Origin of the sequence: Antarctobacter jejuensis (genome assembly GCF_052266595.1) — a bacterium.
GTDB classification, from domain to species: domain Bacteria; phylum Pseudomonadota; class Alphaproteobacteria; order Rhodobacterales; family Rhodobacteraceae; genus Antarctobacter; species Antarctobacter jejuensis.
Genome location: NZ_JBQQXJ010000019.1, coordinates 24,478 through 43,780, shown reverse-complemented (window position 1 = coordinate 43,780; position 19,303 = coordinate 24,478). Strand labels below are relative to the sequence as shown.

Here is a 19,303-nt window from a genome sequence, read left to right as displayed (position 1 = left end):
TGGGGCATAGTTGGCGCAGGCAGAAAAACAGGCAGGTCGATCATGGTCAGGTGGATAGGCATCCTTGCGCTTGCGTGCGCATTCCTCGCCGGTGCAGAGCGCGCACGGGCAGAGCGGACGGAAAGCCGCGTCTACATCTTTGGCAATTCCCTTGTGCACCACCTCAGCGAAGAGGCGGATTTCACCAATGTCCCGCACTGGATCAACCAGATGGCGCAGGCGGATGGGCGCAGCTTTTCCGTGGACGGCCAATGGGGGTTCCTGCGCAACTTTGCGGACAGCGGTCCGACGGCCAACTGGTCCTTTCCGGGCGTGTCCGGGGCATGGTCACCGGGGCAGGGCGGATTTCGTGACGGGCGTTTTGATGCCGTCATCGTCACGCCGGCGAATTTCATCCAGTACCAATTGCCGGACGTGCCCTATGACGGGGATAATCCAACCGGGGAAAGCCCGCTGGGCGCGTTGCAGCGCCTGCTGGACTGGGTCGAGGCCAACAGCCCGGATTCGCGGCTGTTCGTCTACGAAGGCTGGGCGGCGATGGACGGCATTGTCGGGGTCTTTCCCCCGTCGCCACGGGAAACACAGGCCTACCACGCGTTCAACGCGGGTGAGTATCACCAGTGGTTTCAGGATCTGGTCAATGTGCTCGAAGTCACGCGACCGGGCACAGAGGTTGCGCTGATCCCCGTCGCCTCGATCCTTGCCTCGATCTTTGCCGAGGGCGGCGTGTTGGGGGATCTGCCGCCAGAGGCGCTCTATACCGATAATGCACCGCACGGCACACAGGCGTTGTACCTGCTGGCGGCGATGGTGAGTTACGTCTGGATCTACGACGCCCCCCCGCCAGAGGCGTTTTCCCCGCCCGCGACCCTGCATCCTGATGTGGTGGAGAGGTATCCCGAGATTGCCGAGGCGATCTGGGCGGCCCGTCCGAATACTGCTGCAACGATCGCCGATCCTGCGCCAGACTCCACCGTCGCGGCGGCCTCTGCCCTGCCCAAACGGGAAGAAGTGGTCCTGCCGCCAAGCGGCATCGTTCCAGAGGGCGCACCGGCCTTGGGTCTTGGCCTGAACGGGTTGTCGGACTGGTCGACACAGCATCCGTTTCTGGACCTGATGAAATCCTCGCGCGGGTGGGTCGGTAATATCGGCGATACATGGGGGGCGGTCAGCACAGAGGACCTGCGCGCGGGCGGACATCTGGATGACAACGACTGGCCGCTCAGCCTGCCCGAAGGCGTGGACGCGCTGGAAACGGTGATCCTGACCGATCAGCATCCCGATGCGGCTTCGCTGCGGGGTGATTACGTGCTGACCTATGATGGCAAGGCCGAGATCCGCCTTGTCGGCCGGTCCAAACGGGTCCGGCAAGAGGATGGGCGGATCACCTTCAGCTATGAGCCGGGAGAGGGGCTGGTCGCGATTTCGATCACCGGGATCGATCCGGCCGACCCGATCCGCAACATCGTGATCCTGCGCAGGGACCACGTCGCGCTGCATGAGGCGGGGGCGCTGTTCAATCCCGACTGGCTGGCGCGGATCGAAAACGCACGATCGGTCCGCTTCATGGACTGGATGCTGACCAACGGCTCTCCGGTTGCGACATGGGACGAACGGCCAACGATGGCGCAGGCAAGCTGGACCCAATGGGGGGTTCCGGTCGAGGTCATGGTTCGGCTGGCCAATGTGATCGGCGCGGACCCCTGGTTCAACATGCCCCATCGTGCGGATGATGCCTTTGTCCGGCAGTTCGCCGAGCTGGTCCGGCGGGATCTGGACCCGCGTCTGAATGTCTACGTCGAGTATTCCAACGAGGTCTGGAACCAGATTTTCCCGCAGGCGTCATGGGCGCGGGAGCAGGCAGAGGCGATGTGGGGTCCGTCGGACATGGGCTGGATGCAGTTCTACGGCCTGCGCGCGGCGCAGATGATGGACATCTGGACCGAAGTTTATGGTGATGCCTCTGACCGTCTGGTGCGGGTGGTGGCCACGCACACCGGATGGCCGGGTCTGGAAGAACAGATCCTCAAGGCGCCGCTGGCCTACCTGCAACTCGGGCGGATGCCGCTCGAGAGTTTTGATGCTTACGCGGTGACCGGCTATTTCGGCTACGAAATGGGCGGGCAGGAAATGGCGCGACGCATGGACGGTTGGCTGGAGGCCTCCGAGGACATGGCGCGTGTGACCGGCGAGGCCGAAGGGCTGCGCCGGGTGGCGCTGCGGGAGTACATCAAGGAGGCGCGGTTCGAAGGCGCCATCGCGCCGGTGGCCAAGGCGCTTGAACTTGGTTCTCTCAGGCAGTTGGTGCAGGAGGTTTTCCCCTACCACGGCGGGATTGCACGCAAAAACGGTTTGCGGCTGGTGATGTATGAGGGCGGCACGCATCTGGTGGGCCACGGCAACCGGGTCAACGATGAGCGGCTGACCGACTTCCTTGTGGCGTTCAGCTATACCCCCGAAATGGCAAAGCTGTATGAGCAGCTTTTGACGGGCTGGGTCGATGCTGGCGGAACCCTGTTCAACGCCTTTGTGGATGTGGCGCCAGCGACGAAATGGGGCTCTTGGGGCGCATTGCGGTTCCTTGAGGATCAGAATCCCCGCTGGGACATGCTGATGGCCTACAACGCCTCTGGTCCGACGGCGTGGGAAGCCCGCGATGAGGCGGTTTTTTTGAACGGTGTCAGGGTTCTGGAGAACGAGGATGCCGGGCGTCTGGATGGTACGACGGAAGAGGATTACCTGCTTGCCGGTCCGGGCGATGAGGTGATCTTTGCCGGGGGCGGCGCGGATGTGATCCACGGCGGTCCGGGGCGTGACAGGGTTGTGCTGGCCGGGTCGGCGGCAGACTATGAGTTTGTCGAGGAAGACGGGCTGATCCTAGCGCGGTTTGCGGGTGGCACGATCCGGATGAGGGCGGTAGAAGAGGTCGCATTCGACGTGGCTCCGGAGACCGTGACATCAATGGAAGAGTTGTTGCGGTAACGCGTTCCGCAGCATCAACCTGGCAGGTTGCAAAGCCATGGCGCGGCGCGGGGCCGATCTGCGCCCGCAATCGACGTCAGCCCAGCCGTTCGATTTCTTCCACCAGAACCTCTGCCCCCAACGAGGCGCGGAAATTCTCGACGATATGCGCGCGGCCTGCTTCGGACAGCCGGCGAAGGGCGTCGGGATCATTCGCCAGTGCGCGGATGGTCCGGGTCAACTGGCCGGGGTTCTTGGGTTCAACAAGGTAGCCGGTGGAGCCATCGGTGATCAGCTCGGACACGCCACCGGCATCTGTACCGATGGTCGGCACGCCCATCGACATCGCCTCCATGTAGGCGACGCCCAGCGGTTCATGCCATGAGGCGAGCACGAACAGATGCGCCTTTTCCAGCTTGGCCTTGACCTCGCCCGCGTCGATCGCCCCCAGCAGTTTGACGTGATCCTGCAGGCGCAGCTTTTTCAGGTGCTCTTCAAGCTGGCGCCGAAAGCCGGTGCCGCCATCGTCGTCCTCTCCGGCGATCTCAAGGCGGACATCGACACCCTGATCCAGCAGTTGCCGGGTGGCGGACATCAGGTCCTGATGCCCCTTCACCACGTTCAGCCGCCCGCAGGAGAACAGACGGATCGGGCGGCCATGCTCTGGCGGGACGTAGGGGGTGTCGCGCTTCAGCGCCTCGGTGTCGACGCCCATGGGGCGGACCAGCAGGCGGTCAGGCAGATACCCGGCAAGCGTTTCCTCGATCTCGCCCAGGATCTTGCGGGTGATGACGGTGGCAAAACTGGCATGGCGCCATTTCACCCGCTGGCCGGACCCGTAATCGGAGAGCGGACCGTGCAGGGTCAGCGAATAGCGCGGACCGCCCATCAGATGCGCAAAGGCGGCAATCAGCGCGACGCGTCCGCAGGAATGGGCGTGGATATGGTCCAGCCCGCGCGCCTTGGCCTCTTTCCGCAGGCGTTCGGCGGCGGCCAGCGTCAACAGCGCGTCCTTGGCAAACCGTGGCCCTTCGCGCAGGATCATGGCGGGCAGTTTTCCGGCCAGCTTGCCCAGCGCTGCGACGGCGGGCAGCGGCCGGACCTGACCCAGATAAGTGGTCCGGGCAATGGCACTGTCCGACCAGTCGTGGGAAATCAGGCTGCGCGGCGGTTTGCGGGTGGAAAAGACGTGTACCTCATGGCCCATAGCCTCCAGCGCCTCAATCTCGCGCCAGAAGAAGATATGAGTCTGTCCCGGGAATTGAGGGACGATATACCCGATGCGCAGGGGTCGCGTCACCTGAGAGTCCTTGAAGATGGCAGCCTCGCCGCGATGGGCGGTGTCGTTTTCAAACCTAAGCGATTCCACGCTTTGGCCACAGTTTGCTAAGAGTTTCCAGAGCGTGGGGTGGCGTATTTTTCAAAGGTGTGGCCCCATTGGTACGGGTGGGTGCTAGGATATGGCATTGATACGACAGGCCCGGGACGGGACGGTCTCGGTCATTCTTCCGGCAAGCAATGAGGCGGCGCTGATCGGCGACTGCCTGAAGGCGCTATTGGCCTCTGACGCGCCAATGGGATGGGCCGTGGAGATCGTCGTCGTGGCCAACGGCTGCCGCGATGAGACGGCGGATCTGGCGCAGGGATATGCAGGGCAGGTCAAGGCGCGGGGCTGGACATTGATCGTGCTGGACCTTGCGGAGGGCGGCAAGCCCGGCGCGCTGAACGCGGGCGACATGGCGGCCACTGGTGCCTTGAGGGTCTATCTGGATGCCGATGTGACGGTGACACCGGGGTTGCTGGAGCAGATCGTATCCATGCTGGACATCAAGGAGCCGCGCTATGTCAGCGGCGCGGTCGAGATCGCCGCCGAGAGCGCATTCAGCCGTGCCTATGCCCGCTTCTGGCGGCAGGTTCCCTTCATGCGCGACGTGGTGCCGGGTTGCGGCCTCTTCGCCGTGAACGCGGCCGGGCGCGCGCGCTGGGATCAGTTCCCCGAGATCATCTCTGACGACATCTTTGTCCGCCTGCAGTTCACCCCCCAAGAGCGCAGGGGGGTGGGGTCATCCTACCGGTGGCCGATCGCCGAAGGCTGTCGCAATCTGGTCAAGGTGCGCCGACGGCAGAATGCCGGGGTCGCGCAGATTGCGGCCCGATACCCGGAGCTTGCCAAAAACGACGACAAACCCGCGTTTCCGCTACAGGATAAGCTGCGGATGGCGCTGGGCGATCCGTTTGGCTTTGTTGCCTACGCGGGTGTTGCGCTGCTGGTGAGGCTGACGCCAAAGAGGGCGCAGGACTGGAGCCGGGGAAGATGACCACGCTGGCTGTCCTGAAAGGCCGATCTCTGACCGGGCGGGTCATGCGGTCTTCCATGTTCACCCTCGGCGGCTTTGCCTTTGGGCAGGTGGTGCGGCTGGCGTCGAACCTGATCCTGACCCGTCTGCTGTTCCCGGAGGCCTTTGGCCTGATGGCGCTGGTCATGGTTTTCCTGATGGGACTGGGGCAGTTTTCCGACGTGGGCGTGACACCCGCGATCCTGCAATCCAAACGTGGCGATGACCGCGATTTCCTGAACACGGCATGGACGATACAGGTGTTCCGGGGCGTGGGTCTGTGGCTGGTGGCCTGCGCGCTGGCATGGCCGATGGCATGGATCTATGACCAGCCGATGCTGGCATGGATGCTGCCGGTGTCGGCCCTGACGCTGTTGGTGACGGGTTTCAGGCCCACACGGATGGTGACGGCGAACCGGCACCTGATGCTGGGGCGGGTCACACTGCTGGACTTGGGCACGCAGCTTGTCGGCGTTGTCGCGGCGGTTCTGCTGGCGTGGTGGTGGGGATCGGTCTGGGCGCTGGTGGTGTCCGGGGTGATTGGCGCGGTGGCCGAGGTCATCCTGAACTGGCGCTGTCTGCCCGGGGAGCCGAACCGCTTTCGATGGGACCGCGGGGCCGCGCGTGAGCTGGTCAATTTTGGCAAATGGGTATTTCTGGCGACGGTCTGCGGGTTCTTCTTCACGCAGGCCGACAAGATGCTGATCGGAAAGTTCATCGCGCTGGACCTGTTCGGGATCTACAATATCGGGTTTTTCTGGGCGGCCTTTCCGATGATGCTGGGCAGCCTGATCACGCACAAGATCCTGATCCCCATCTACCGCGAAAAGCCGCCAAAGGAGAGCCGTGAAAATTTCCTGAAGCTGCGCAAGATGCGCGTTGCCGTGACAGGCGCGCTGATCGGCTTTGTCGGGGTGTTTGCCCTGCTTGGCGTCTGGCTGGTGCAGACCCTTTACGATCCGCGCTATGACGCGGCGGGCGCGGTGGCGGTGGTTCTGGCCTGTGCGCAAATCCCGATGCTGATCGTGATGACCTACGATCAGGCGGCGCTGGCGGCGGGAGATTCCAGGCGCTATTTCTACCTCGCGCTGGCGCGGGCGGTGCTGATGGTGGGATGCATCCTGATCGGCCTGAACGTGGCGGGCCTGCTGGGCGCCTTGCTGGGACAGGCGGCGGCCTTTACGACGGCCTATCCGGTGGTGGTCTGGCTGGCGCGGCAGTCGGGGGTGTGGGACCCGTTGCATGACATGCTGTTCGGATCGCTGGGCCTTGCGCTGGCGACCTTGGCGATCTGGCTGAATTGGGTGCCGATCACGGGATTGGTGCAAGTATGAGCATTGATCCGACATGCGCATTCCCGGTGGGCCGAGGGCGTCGAGTCGCCCCCTCGGCGATCAGCGTTTCCAATGGGGAAAGGCCGCCAGCGATTTCCCTGACATTGTTTCCGTCAATTTGCGAAAAGCTGCCCTCGGGTTGGCTATCTGGCGAAATTCGGGCGGTTTCACCTAAAATTTGCCGCATTTGCGCGCCAATTGTGGCGACGGGTGGCGGCGCAGTCTTTTGGAGTCCTGTATGACGACGGACGCGGCGCATATTGGTGAGAATGACATCGCCATCGTCGGCATGGCGGCGCATTTGCCGGGGGCGGCGGATATCGCGGCCTACTGGCGCAACTTGCGGGACGGCGTTTCCTCCATCCGGCGTCTGTCCGAAGACGAACTGCGCGAGGCGGGCGAAGATCCCGGCCTAATGCGTCACCGCGACTATGTCCCTTTCGCCGCGCCGCTGGAGGATTTCGCACATTTTGACGCCGAATTCTTTGGGTTTTCCCCGAAGGAAGCGGCGATCATGGATCCCCAGCATCGGCAGTTCCTTGAAACCGCGTGGGAGGCCTTGGAAACGGCCGGTCATGTACCCGACAGCTTTGACGGGCAGGTTGGTGTCTTTGCCGGCTGCGGGATGGGGTCGTATTTCTATTTCAACATCTGCTCGAACCAGGATCTGGTGGAAAACACTGGCATGTTCCTGTTGCGCCATACCGGCAACGACAAGGATTTCATGACCACGCGGTTGAGCCATGTGTTGGACCTGCACGGGCCGTCGATCAACCTGCAGACCGCGTGCAGCACATCCCTGGTGGCGACACATTACGCGGCACAGGCGCTGCTGAATGGCGAATGCGACATGGCCATTGCGGGCGGCGTGACCATCGAACTGCCGCAGGGGCGCGGGTACCTCTACAAGGAGAACGAGATCCTGTCGCCGGACGGCGAATGCCACGCCTTTGACCATCGCGCCAAGGGCACGGTGTTCGGGTCCGGTGCCGGGGTTGTGGTGTTGCGGCGGCTGGCGGATGCGGTGGCCGATGGCGATCACATCTGGGCCGTGATCAAGGGGTCTGCCGTCAACAATGACGGCGCGCAAAAGGCCGGATACCTTGCCCCGTCGGTCGAAGGGCAGGCCACGGCCGTGGCCGAGGCGCAGGCCTTTGCCGGGGTGACGGCGGACACTGTCGATTACGTCGAATGCCACGGCACTGGCACCTACCTGGGCGATCCCATCGAGGTGGCGGCACTAACAGAGGCGTTTCGCGAAAGCAGCGGGGCAGTAGGTCATTGCCGTATCGGTTCGGTCAAGACCAATATCGGCCATCTGGATACCGCCGCCGGTGTGGCGTCTTTGATCAAGGCCTCGCTGGCGTTGCATCACCGGCAGATGCCGCCCTCGCTGGGCTATGAGGCGCCGAACCCGGCCATCGACTTTGAAACCTCGCCCTTTGTGGTGAATGACCGCCTGACTGACTGGCCGCAAAGCGATCACCGGCGCCGGGCCGGGGTCAATTCGCTGGGTGTCGGCGGGACGAACGCGCATTTGGTGCTGGAAGAGGCGCCGGACCGTGGGGCCAGTTCTGAGTCGGACTGGCCGTTTCAGATCCTGACGGTGTCGGGTCGCAGCAAGGCGGCACTGGAAGACAATAGTGCAAGGCTGGCCGCGCACCTGCGCGCGCATCCCGAACAGGACCTTGCAGATGTGGCCTTTACCCTGAAAGAGGGGCGGCGGGCGTTTGAAAAACGCCGTGTCGTCGTCGCGGAATCTCATGCCGAGGCGGCACGCCTGCTGGACGGAGTCGAGGCGCGCCGCATTTTCACGCATTCAGCGCTGGACCGGCCCGACGTTGTGTTCATGTTCCCCGGTGGTGGCGCGCAATACGCGGGCATGGCGCGCGATCTCTATGAGACAGAGCCGGTTTTTGCCGAGTGGATGGACCGGGGGCTGGATCACCTCGAACGGATCGCGGGCGGCGATGGTGCGAGGCGTATTTCGAAAGAGAAGAAACCGGGCATTCGGGATCTGTGGCTGCCGGAGCGTGGAAACGAGGCCGCAGCGGATCGGGCGCTGCTGACACCTTCGGTGCAATTGCCACTGATCATGATCACCGAATATGCGCTGGCGCAATTGTGGATGAGCTGGGGCATCCAGCCTGCCGCCCTGACCGGGCATTCGATGGGGGAGAACACCGCCGCCTGTGTGGCGGGGGTCATGAGTTTCGAGGATTGCATCGGGCTGGTACATCTGCGCGGACGGCTGTTCGACCGTGTGCCGGCGGGTGGGATGCTATCGGTCGGCCTGTCAGCCGAGGCGCTGCGGCCGCTGCTGGGAGAGGATCTGGACCTGGGTGCGGTGAATGCACCGGACCTGTCTGTGGCCACCGGTCCGCAGGAGGCACTGGAGGCGCTGCAGGCGGACCTGGAGGCGCGCGATGTGCAAAGCACGCGCATCGGCATCGATATCGCCGCGCATAGCCGGATGTTGGACCCGATCCTGACCGAGTTTGGCGATTTTTTGCGGTCCATCGACCTGCACGCGCCGCAGTTGCCGTTGACCTCGAACCGGACCGGCGCGCTGATGACGGCGGAGGAGGCAACCGACCCTGAATACTGGGTTTCGCACCTGCGCGGCACGGTGCTGTTTGCCGATTGTGTCGGTGCCCTTGCGGCAGAGAACCGGGTTTTCCTTGAGGTCGGTCCGGGCAAGGCGCTGTCCTCTCTGGCGCGGCAGCATCCAAAGATCGACGGCAACCAGGTCCTGTCCTCGCTCCGCCACCCGGACGAAGAGATCGCCGACGACAAGTTCATGTTCGAGGTGCTGGGGCGGCTTTGGGCGCTGGGCGTTGATTTCGACTGGGATCAGGTCTGGGGCGGGGTGGTGCGGCACCGGGTCGTGCTGCCGACCTATGCCTTTCAGCGCAGCCCCTATTTCATAGCGCCCGGCAAACCGGCGGAAACCGCGCCGACATGGCTGATGCGCAACGACGATCTGTCCGAGTGGGGCTGGCAGCCGGTCTGGCGGCCACGCTCTGCCCCGGTCGAGGTTGATGTGGTCGATGGTCTGGGTGATGCCGCGCCGCAGCTCTGGCTGATGCTCATGGATGAGGGCGGGCTGGCCGCGCGCTGTGCCGCCCGCCTGCGGGATGCCGGGCATACGGTGGTTGAGGTGCGGCCGGGTGATGCCTTTGCCCGCGTCGGCGAGGGCTATGTGCTGGCGCCGGAACGGGGGCGAGAGGGATATGACCTGTTGCTGCAGGATCTGGGGGCACGGGGGATCGTGCCCACCCGGATCGGGCATTTCTGGCTGCTGACCGAGGGCGAAGGCCATCGCCCCGGATCGAGCTTTTTCCACCGGGTTCAGGAGCAGGGGTTCTATGCGCTACTGTTCCTTGCCCAGGCCGTGGAGGCCGAAGGCCTGCCGCGCCCCTTGCAGATCACCGTTGTCACCAACGGGGCGACGCAGGTGCGCGACGAACCGCTGCCCTATCCGGAAAAGGCGACCATTGCGGGCCCGGCGCGGGTGATCCCGCGCGAATTGCCGGGGGTGAGTGTGGCGATGCTGGATGTGGCATTGCCGGCAGAAATCGAGGCATCCTTTTGGACGCGCGCACGGGCCGAGGCGGCGCGCGAGGTACAGATGCAGGCGCTGTCCCTGCGGGTGCTTGAAGAGCTGTGTTCGGAAACCGGCGACCGGAGCGCCGCGTTGCGCGGCGACCGGCGGTTTGAATCCGCAATGAAACCGGTGAGCCTGCCCGCTGTGCCGGACGTTCAAGCCGGTGGGGTGTATCTGATCACGGGCGGTTTCGGCGGTATTGGCCTGACGCTGGCACAGGATTTTGCGGGCCGGGGGGCAAAATTGGCCCTTCTGGCGCGGGCCGCACTGCCAGAGCGTGCGGAATGGGACGACTACCTGCGCCGTCATGCGCCGCAGGATCGGGTGGCCCGTCGCATCCGGGCGGTTCAGGCGCTCGAACAGGCCGGAGCTGAGGTCATGGTTCTGGCGGCGGATGTCTGCAACCTTGGCCAGATGAAGGAGGTGCGCGCCGCCGTCGAAGACCGCTTTGGCCGCATCACCGGGGTGATCCATGGCGCGGGGGTGATCGACGACGGGCCGTTGCTGACCAAGACGCCCGCCAGCGTCGAGGATGTGTTCACTCCCAAGATCCACGGGACAGAGGTGCTGGCAGAAGTTTTTCCCGATGGCGCGTTGGACTGGATGGCCCTGTTCTCCTCGTCCTCTACCGTTACGGCGCCTGCGGGGCAGGTGGATTACGTCGCCGCCAACGAATTCCTCAACGCCTTTGCCCGTGCGCGGACCGGCAAGACGCGGATCGTGGCGATCAACTGGGGCATCTGGAATGAGGTCGGCATGGCGGCAGAAGCCGTGGCGGCGCGCACCGGGGACCTGCCGAAACCGCCGGTCGAGCCCGTGGATCAGGAGATGTTGTCTGAGGCGAGTTTCGACAGCCACGGCAACCGGGTGTTCCACGCGCGCTATGCGGCGACCGACTGGTTCATCGACCAGCACCGGACCAAGGCGGGCGATGCCCTGCTGCCCGGCACCGGCAACCTGTCGTTGGCTGCGCAGGCATTGGCGGCACATGGCGAGGCGGGCGGGTTCGAAATCCGCGACCTGTCCTTCCTGCGGCCCCTGCGCGTGGCCGATGGTGGCGCGCGGGACGTGCGGGTGCGGTTGACGCGCAGCGATGAGGGATATGGCTTTGACGTCCTGGCCGATGCCACGCTGAACGGGCGGCACGGCTATGCTCTGACGGCACAGGGGGCACTGTCCCTGATGCCGATGGCGCGACCCGACGATCTGGACCTTGCCGCGATCCGCGCGCGTTGTGGTGCGAAGGTGTCCGGATCGGGGGGCAAGCTGACCGCTGCGCAGGAAGTGCATCTGGCCTTTGGACCCAACTGGAAGGTGTTGGATGGACGCGCCTTGGGCCGGGGTGAGGGGATCGCGGATCTGTCCCTTCCCGACGGGGCGAATGCGCCCGACATGCCGCTGCACCCGGCGCTGATGGATATTGCCACCGGTTGGGCGATGGAGTTGATCGAGGGCTATCAGCCGACGCATCTGTGGGTGCCTGTGCGTTACGGCCGTGTGCGGGTCCACGGGCCGCTGCCCACGAAGGTGGTGTCCTGGGTGCGCAACGCGGCAGACAACCGTGCGGATCGTGAAACGGCCAGCTTTGACATCACGCTCTGCGACGAAGCCGGGCGTGTGGCAGTGGAGATCAGCGGCTTTACCATCCGCAAGCTGGAGAGTGCCGATGTGCTGAAGTCGGCACCGCGTCTAACAGTTGCGGAACTGGAGGTGGATGACACCGACACAACTCAACCGCTGTCGGCCGCCGAAGAGAGGCTGGCGCACAACCTCAGTCAGGGGATTCTGCCCGGCGAAGGGGTCGACGCGTTCCATCGCGCCTTGGCTCTTGGGGCCAAACAGGTGGTCGTGTCGTCGATGGATCTGGACGCCTTGGTGCGGCAGACGGCGGTTTCGGTCGCTGAGGCATCAAGCGGCCAGTCCTTTGAGCGGCCCCAGTTGGAAAGTGACTTTGTAGCCCCCGAAGGCGAGATCGAAACCCGGCTGGCGGGCTTCTGGCAGGATCTGCTGGGCGTGCAGAACGTCGGCGCCTGCGACAGCTTTTTCGATCTTGGCGGGCACTCCCTGATTGCCGTTCGGCTGTTCGCCATGGTGAAAAAGGCTTTCAAGGTCGATTTCCCGATTTCCGTCCTGTTCGAGGCCCCGACCATCCGCGCCTGTGCCGGGCTGATCGAGGCGCAAATCGGCCCTGTCGAGGGGGAGGCTGCGCCGGAGCGCAAGGTGCCGGAACGCCGGTTTACCCATCTGGTGCCGATGCACGATGGCGACGGCGGTGCGCGGCGGCCTTTCTTCCTGATCGCCGGGATGTTCGGCAACGTGCTGAACCTGCGCCATCTGGCGCATTTGCTGGGGTCGGATCGTCCGTTCTACGGGTTGCAGGCAAGGGGTCTTTATGGCGGTGAAGCCCCGCATGAAACGATCGAGGATGCCGCGCGCGACTACATTGCCGAGATGATGCAGGTGCAGCCCAATGGCCCCTACATGATCGGCGGTTTCTCGGGCGGTGGCATTACCGCCTATGAAGTGGCCCGGCAGTTGGAACTGATGGGCGAAGAGGTCTCGCTGGTGGTGATGCTGGACACGCCGCTGCCGCAGCGCCGTCCACTGTCGCGCAAGGACCGGCTGATGATTCAATGGCATCAGGCGCGCGAAAAGGGGCTGCTCTATCCCTTTGTCTGGGTCAGGAACCGCATCGCATGGGAATTCGCCAAGCGGCGAGAGGCCGAAGGCACCGGAACGGAACATGCCTTCCACAATGCCGAGATCGAGGCAGCGTTCTACCGCGCCATCACGTCTTACAAGGTCCATCCGTGGGACGGGCGCGTGGTGCTGTATCGTCCGCCATTGCAGGGCAAGTGGACGGTTTCGGGCGGCGCACTTGTGAACTCGGAGCGGACCTATGTCACCCATGACAACGACTGGGGGCTGATGGTGCCTGGGGTCGAGGTGCATGAGGTGCCGGGCGACCATGACAGCATGGTGCTGGAGCCGAACGTCCGGGTTCTGGCGGCCCTGATGCGTGAGGCCATCGAAGGGGCCGAGGCGGTCACACCCGGCAATGACGCCCTTGTCTCCTTTCCCACACATGCGGCGGAGTGACAGGCATGGCGCGGATTTTGGTGGTATCGCTGAACTACAAGACCGCAGATATGACGCTGCGCTCTGTTCGCGCGGCTCTGCACGCCATGCAGGGGTTGGAAGCGGAACTGGCGATCGTCGACAACGACAGTGGCGATGGATCGTATGAGCGGATCAAGGCGGCGATATCGCAGGAGGACTGGGCGCAGGGACAGCCGATCCGGGTGATCCCGTCCGGTCACAACGGCGGCTTTGGCGCAGGCAATAACGTGGGAATTCAGGCGGGGATGAGCGACGGCGCGGCCCCGGATTACGTCTACCTTCTGAATTCTGACGCCTTTCCCGCGCCGGATGCGATCCGGCGGTTGCATGATCATCTTGAAACCCATCCAGAGGCGGGCTTTGCGGGCAGCTATATCCACGGCGAAGAGGGGGATGCCCATGTCACCGCCTTCCGCTTTCCGTCGATCTGGTCGGAACTGGAAGGGGCGATACGCTTTGGCCCGGTGTCCCGATTGCTGCGGCATAAATCGGTGCCCATCGGCGTGCCGGACACGACCCGGCGGGTAGACTGGCTGGCCGGGGCGTCGATTATGATGCGGCAAAGCGTGCTGGACCAGATCGGCTTCTTCGATGAGACGTTCTTTCTCTATTTCGAGGAAACGGACCTGTGTCTGCGCGCCGCCCGCGCCGGGCATGAAACCCACTATGTGCGCGACAGCGAGGTGGCGCATATCGGCTCTGTCTCGACGGGCATGCAGACCTGGGCGCGGATTCCCGGTTTCTGGCTGGACAGCCGCTGGCACTATTTCTCGAAAAACCACGGTCGGGGATACGCGGTTCTGGCGACCCTGATGCACGGTCTGGGCGGGCTGGTCTGGCGGCTGCGCGTGCTGGTGCAGGGCAAGGCCCCGGCGGATCCTGCGCATTTCCTGCGCGATCTGGTTTCACACGATCTCAAGGCACTGGTCCGGCCCTTGCCGGGAAAGCGCGCGGCGGCCCGGATGGCGGTTCGGGTCGCGGCTAAGGCACAAGCGGAGTGACGGACATGGCATTTTCCTGCGTCGTGATGGGCAATGAATCGCTGTTGGTGCAATGCGCCGAGCTGGCCCTTGCCCGGGGAAACACCCTGGCCGCCGTGGTCACGAAAAACGCCGATGTCCGCGCATGGGCCGAAGGGCGCGGCCTGCGGGTCGAGGCGCCGGGAAAGGATCTGGCCAAGCGACTGCCCGGTGGGTTCGACTACCTGCTGTCGATTGCCAACCTGTCGGTCATTCCCGCCGACGTGCTGGCCCTGCCGTCAAAGGGCGCGGTTAATTTTCATGATGGGCCGCTGCCGCGTCACGCCGGGCTGAATGCCCCGGTCTGGGCGCTGATCGAGGGTGAGTCGCGGCACGGCATTTCATGGCACATGATCGAAGGTGGCATCGACGAAGGCGATGTGCTGGTGTCGCGCGAGTTTGCCATTTCGGATCACGACAGTGCGCTGACACTGAACACCAAGGCCTATGAAGCGGCGATGACCTCCTTCCCGGACCTGTTGGATCAACTGGAATCCGGGGACTTGCAGCGCAAACCGCAAGACCTGAGCGCGCGCAGCTATCACGGGCTGAAAAAGCGCCCTGTGGGTTTTGGCCTGCTGGACTTCTTTCGTCCCGCGGTCGAGCTGGAGCGGCTGGTACGGGCGCTGGACCATGGCGGTTACTGGAATCCCCTCTGCGCAGCCAAGCTGCGCGCCAAGGGGGTAATGTGGTTGGTGGGACACGCGCGGGTGAGCGAAAGCATCGCCGCGCCGGGCACGGTGCTGGCCACGGCGGGGGACAGCCTGACGGTGGCCTGCAGGACACATGCGCTTGTCCTGTCAGGGCTGACGCGGATTTGCGGAGCGCCTGTGGCGGCTGCCGAGGTCGCGACCGTGGGGGAGGTGCTGCCCTTGGGCCCCACCGATGATTTGGCCTCGATCGAGGCCATGTCAGAGGTTGTCGCCGCCGGAGAGACAAAGGCGCGTGCCGCGTTTGCCGGGCTGGATCCCATTGTGCTGCACGGTGTCTCTGGCGGAGAAACCCGCGTTGAGACCCGTCCACTGAACATGCCCGCTGGCGAAGAGGGACTGACCCTTGTCAGGAAATGGGCCGAACAGATTGGCGGCCGTCCGGTTGACCTTGGCTGGGCAGATCGGGATTTGCAGGCGATGGCGGAGAGTGGGTTGGTCCTGCCGTGGTCAGCCTTGGGTCTACGCGCGCCTGTGGCGTCGGATCTCTTTGCGCGCGCCCCGGAACTGACCTGGCCCGAGGTTCCGCACCTTGCCGTCGCAGAAGGCGGGGCAAGCCACGTCGCCGGGAGTGTGATCACGATCATATTCGGCACTGAAGTCAGCCTGTCCTATGACGCCGGGCGTATCTCTCCTGCGATGGCAGAATTGCTGGCGGCACGGCTGGAACTGATGGCGGCGGCGCCGGAGGCCGGTCTGCCAGATGCAGAGCGCGACCTAGTGTTGAACCGATGGAACAACACCACCAAAGATCATGACCGGACCCTGACGATGCACCACGTGTTTGAGGCGCAGGTGACTAAATCGCCGGACGCCGTGGCGCTGATCTTTGAAGATACGATGCTGACCTATGCTGACCTGAACGCCCGTGCCAATCGGGCGGCGCATCTCTTGCGCGACATGGGCGTGGCGCCGGGGCAGGTTGTGGGGCTGTGCTGTCGCCGCTCGATTGACCTGATGGTGGGCGCGCTGGCGATCCTCAAGGCAGGCGGGGCCTATCTGCCGATGGACCCCAGCTATCCCGCCGACCGTTTGCAGCATTTCGTCGAGGACAGTGGCGCGCAGGTGATCGTCACACAAGCGGCTGTTGAGCCGTCGCTGCCGCGTCACGAAGCACAATTGTTGGTGCTGGACGCAGAGCCGCGCCTAGACGTGCAGCCGGGCGAAAACCTGCCCGACACCAGCGGGCCGGAGGACCTGGCCTACCTGATCTACACCAGCGGATCGACCGGCAAACCCAAGGGCGTCATGGTCGAGCATCGCAATGTATGCAATTTTTATAAAGGCATGGATGCCCATATTCCGCGTGACGGCGGGACTTGGCTGGCGGTCACATCGCTGTCTTTCGACATCTCCGTGTTGGAGCTGTTCTGGACCTCGGCGCGCGGGTTGACCGTGGTGCTGACCGGGGATGAGGACCGCGCGCTGATCTCCAAGGGACCAATGCCGCGCGGTGGCGGGATGGAGTATTCCATTTACTACTGGGGCAACGATGATGGCGCCGGCCGGGACAAATACGCCCTGCTGCTGGAGGGCGCGCAGTTTGCGGATGAAAACGGATTTGTCGCGGTCTGGACGCCGGAACGACATTTCCACGCCTTTGGCGGACCATACCCGAACCCCTCGGTGACGGGCGCTGCCGTTGCCGGTGTGACGAAAAATATCGGCGTGCGGGGCGGGTCTGTTGTCGCCCCCCTGCATCATCCCGCCCGGATCGCCGAGGAATGGGCGGTGATCGACAACCTGACCAACGGACGCGCGGGCATGGCGATTGCCAGCGGCTGGCAACCCGATGATTTTGTCCTGCGGCCAGAAAACACCCCGCCCGAGAACAAGCCCGCTATGCTGCGCGACATCGAAACCGTTCGCAAACTATGGCGCGGTGAGGCAGTTGGCTTCCCCCGCAAGGACGGATCGGTGCATGAGGTGGTGACGCAGCCGCGCCCGGTCTCAAAGGAACTACCCGTTTGGGTGACCACAGCGGGCAACCCCCAGACATGGCAAGAGGCGGGCAAGCTGGGTTGTAACGTGTTGACCCATCTGCTGGGCCAGACGGTTGATGAGGTGGGACAGAAGATCAAACTGTATCACGCGGCGCTGCGCGAGGCGGGGCATGATCCGGCGGACTTCACGGTCACTCTGATGCTGCATACCTTCCTCAGCGACAGCCATGAGCATGCCCGCGAAATCGCGCGGGAACCGATGAAGGATTACCTGCGCTCGGCGGCGGGGCTCATCAAGCAATACGCCTGGGCTTTCCCGGCCTTCAAGCGGCCAGAGGGGGTTTCCAATGCCTTTGATCTGCAGTTGGACGGGTTGGAACCCGAAGAACTGGATGCGATCCTCGATTTCGCCTTTGAGCGCTATTTCAACGACAGCGGCCTTTTCGGCACGGTTGACGACGCGCTGAAGCGGACCGAAGAGGTCAAGGCCATTGGCGTGACCGAAATTGCCTGCCTGATCGACTATGGCATTGATCGCCAGACAGTTCTGGACGGCCTGCGCCCCTTGGCAGAGGTGGTCAAGGTTGCGGGCGGAGTGCCGGAACTGGAACCGGATGATTTCAGTATCTCGGCGCAGATCGTGCGGCATGGCGTGACGCATCTGCAATGCACACCCTCGATGGCGCGGATGATCGCGATGAACGACGAGGCGCGTTTTGCGCTGAAGAGTGTACAGCATGTATACCTTGGTGGAGAGCCCCTACCCGGTGCGTTGGTCGAAGAGTTCGCGCAGATCACCGATGCCACCGTGACCAACATGTATGGCCCGACAGAGACAACGATCTGGTCCTCTTGCACGCAGGCTCAACCGGGGGAGGCGGTGGTCAACATCGGTCTGCCGCTGGCCAACCAGCAACTCTATGTGCTGGACGCGGCGCAACACCCGGTCGGTATCGGGCAGGACGGCGAATTGTGGATCGGCGGGGAGGGGGTCACGCGCGGCTATTGGAACCGGCCCGACCTGACCGCCGAACGGTTCGTGTCCAACCCGTTCCACGGAGGGCGGATGTATCGGACCGGCGACCTTGTACGCAGGCGCGAGGATGGCGCGCTGGACTACATCGGTCGCGTCGATCATCAGGTGAAACTGCGCGGCCACCGGATCGAACTGGGTGAGATCGAGGCCTGTCTGGAGGGGCAAGAGGGTATCACCCAGGCCGTTGTTACGGCGCGAGAGGACATGCCGGGCGATCTGCGTCTGGTGGGGTATTATACCGGCGCGCCGCGCGATGAGACGGCGTTGAGAACGGCGTTGGGGCAGGATTTGCCCGGTTTCATGGTGCCGGGGCGGTTCGTGCATCTGGACGCTTTTCCGCTGACCCCGAACAAGAAAGTCGACCGCAAGGCGCTGCCCGCGCCCCGGGCCGTGGCCCCGAAACCCGCCCCGCAGACCGAACCGGTGGTCCCTGCCGCGCCCGGTGGTGGCGATGCTGCGGGAATCGAGACGGTCATTGCGGCGATCTGGCAGCGCACCTTGGGGGTCAGCGCATCCGGGCGCGACAATTTCTTTGACCTTGGCGGCCACTCTCTGCTCGCGGTTCAGGTGCATCGCACAATCCGTGAGGAGTTGGGCGCGGCGAAACTGTCGATCACGGATATCTTCCGCTTCCCGGTTCTGGCGGATCTTGCCGCGCGGGTGGCCGATCTGTCAGACGGGTCTGTCGCCAGTCCAGCCAGGCAAACCGCCAAAAACGCCGTGACGGCACCCGCACCAGCAACACCCGCGCCGCAGGCTAAGGCGCGGGCACAGTCACGCAGCGAGGCAATGGCGCGCCGCCGTGAAATGCGGGCTCGCCGCCGGGCATAACAGAGCGGACCAGCGGGGGAGTGATGTGATCCGCCGGGGCGTCCGCTGACAGTCAGACGGAAATAGTCCGCCACTGGAGCGGCTAAAAAACCTCAGGACCCCTGTGCAGACCGCCGATTCTGCGCTCACACCCTGGCCGCCGAGCGGCGAGCAGGCCCTCCCCAGTTAACCAAGCATCAAGAATTTGCCACATTTCTGCCCGATTCTCGGGCGGAACAACAGTCGAACAGAGAGTTGGCGGTGGGTTGATCCTGTCGCTAGATGCCGGTTCGGATTGGGTCGGAACCCATCTCGACACATTTTGGCCTTGTTTGCCCCTTGAATCTCTGCATCTTTCTGAAAAAGCGACAGAAATGTGGCGCTGGTTTACGTAGGGGATACGCATTGTTTCCGTCAAAAATCGAGC

At 63.9% G+C, this 19,303-nt stretch carries 7 protein-coding genes; 6 read left to right on the top strand and 1 reads right to left on the bottom strand.

The genetic code is table 11. The features are described 5' to 3' along the window. Positions 1-42: 42 nt before the first annotated feature. Positions 43-2,982 carry a calcium-binding protein gene (locus tag ACTXGA_RS20905; protein ID WP_443396634.1) on the top strand — a complete coding sequence of 980 codons (2,940 nt, stop codon included), beginning with the start codon at positions 43-45 and terminating at the stop codon, positions 2,980-2,982. 76 nt (positions 2,983-3,058) lie between these two features. On the opposite strand, the gene epsE is transcribed toward ACTXGA_RS20905, so the two are convergent. Next, positions 3,059-4,261 carry an exopolysaccharide biosynthesis GT4 family glycosyltransferase EpsE gene (gene epsE, locus ACTXGA_RS20900; RefSeq protein ID WP_443396632.1) on the bottom strand — a complete coding sequence of 401 codons (1,203 nt, stop codon included), beginning with the start codon at positions 4,259-4,261 and terminating at the stop codon, positions 3,059-3,061. Between the two features lie 160 nt (positions 4,262-4,421). Between epsE and ACTXGA_RS20895 the strand changes: the two genes are divergently transcribed. The 5 genes from ACTXGA_RS20895 to ACTXGA_RS20875 all read left to right on the top strand — a co-directional run bounded on the left by ACTXGA_RS20895 (position 4,422) and on the right by ACTXGA_RS20875 (position 18,897). Then, complete coding sequence (locus ACTXGA_RS20895) at positions 4,422-5,279, top strand: glycosyltransferase family 2 protein (RefSeq protein WP_443396630.1); 858 nt, start codon at positions 4,422-4,424, stop codon at positions 5,277-5,279. Continuing rightward, positions 5,276-6,631 (top strand): oligosaccharide flippase family protein, encoded by a 1,356-nt coding sequence (locus ACTXGA_RS20890; protein WP_443396628.1) that lies wholly within the window; start codon positions 5,276-5,278, stop codon positions 6,629-6,631. Before ACTXGA_RS20895 ends, ACTXGA_RS20890 begins: the two co-directional genes overlap by 4 nt. 238 nt (positions 6,632-6,869) lie before the next feature. Further along, positions 6,870-13,337, top strand: a complete 6,468-nt coding sequence (locus ACTXGA_RS20885; protein ID WP_443396626.1) for a type I polyketide synthase — start codon at positions 6,870-6,872, stop codon at positions 13,335-13,337. Positions 13,338-13,342: 5 nt separating this feature from the next. Then, positions 13,343-14,359, top strand: a complete 1,017-nt coding sequence (locus tag ACTXGA_RS20880) for a glycosyltransferase family 2 protein (protein WP_443396625.1) — start codon at positions 13,343-13,345, stop codon at positions 14,357-14,359. 5 nt (positions 14,360-14,364) lie between these two features. Continuing rightward, entirely contained in the window at positions 14,365-18,897 is a 4,533-nt protein-coding gene (locus ACTXGA_RS20875) for a MupA/Atu3671 family FMN-dependent luciferase-like monooxygenase (protein WP_443396623.1), read from the top strand. Positions 18,898-19,303: the final 406 nt, after the last annotated feature.

Bases quoted from the DNA above. Each gene is read 5' to 3' on its own strand.
- ACTXGA_RS20905 (WP_443396634.1), top strand. From the start codon at position 43: ATGGTCAGGTGGATAGGCATCCTTGCGCTTGCGTGCGCATTCCTCGCC.
- ACTXGA_RS20895 (WP_443396630.1), top strand. From the start codon at position 4,422: ATGGCATTGATACGACAGGCCCGGGACGGGACGGTCTCGGTCATTCTT.
- ACTXGA_RS20890 (WP_443396628.1), top strand. From the start codon at position 5,276: ATGACCACGCTGGCTGTCCTGAAAGGCCGATCTCTGACCGGGCGGGTC.
- ACTXGA_RS20885 (WP_443396626.1), top strand. From the start codon at position 6,870: ATGACGACGGACGCGGCGCATATTGGTGAGAATGACATCGCCATCGTC.
- ACTXGA_RS20880 (WP_443396625.1), top strand. From the start codon at position 13,343: ATGGCGCGGATTTTGGTGGTATCGCTGAACTACAAGACCGCAGATATG.
- ACTXGA_RS20875 (WP_443396623.1), top strand. From the start codon at position 14,365: ATGGCATTTTCCTGCGTCGTGATGGGCAATGAATCGCTGTTGGTGCAA.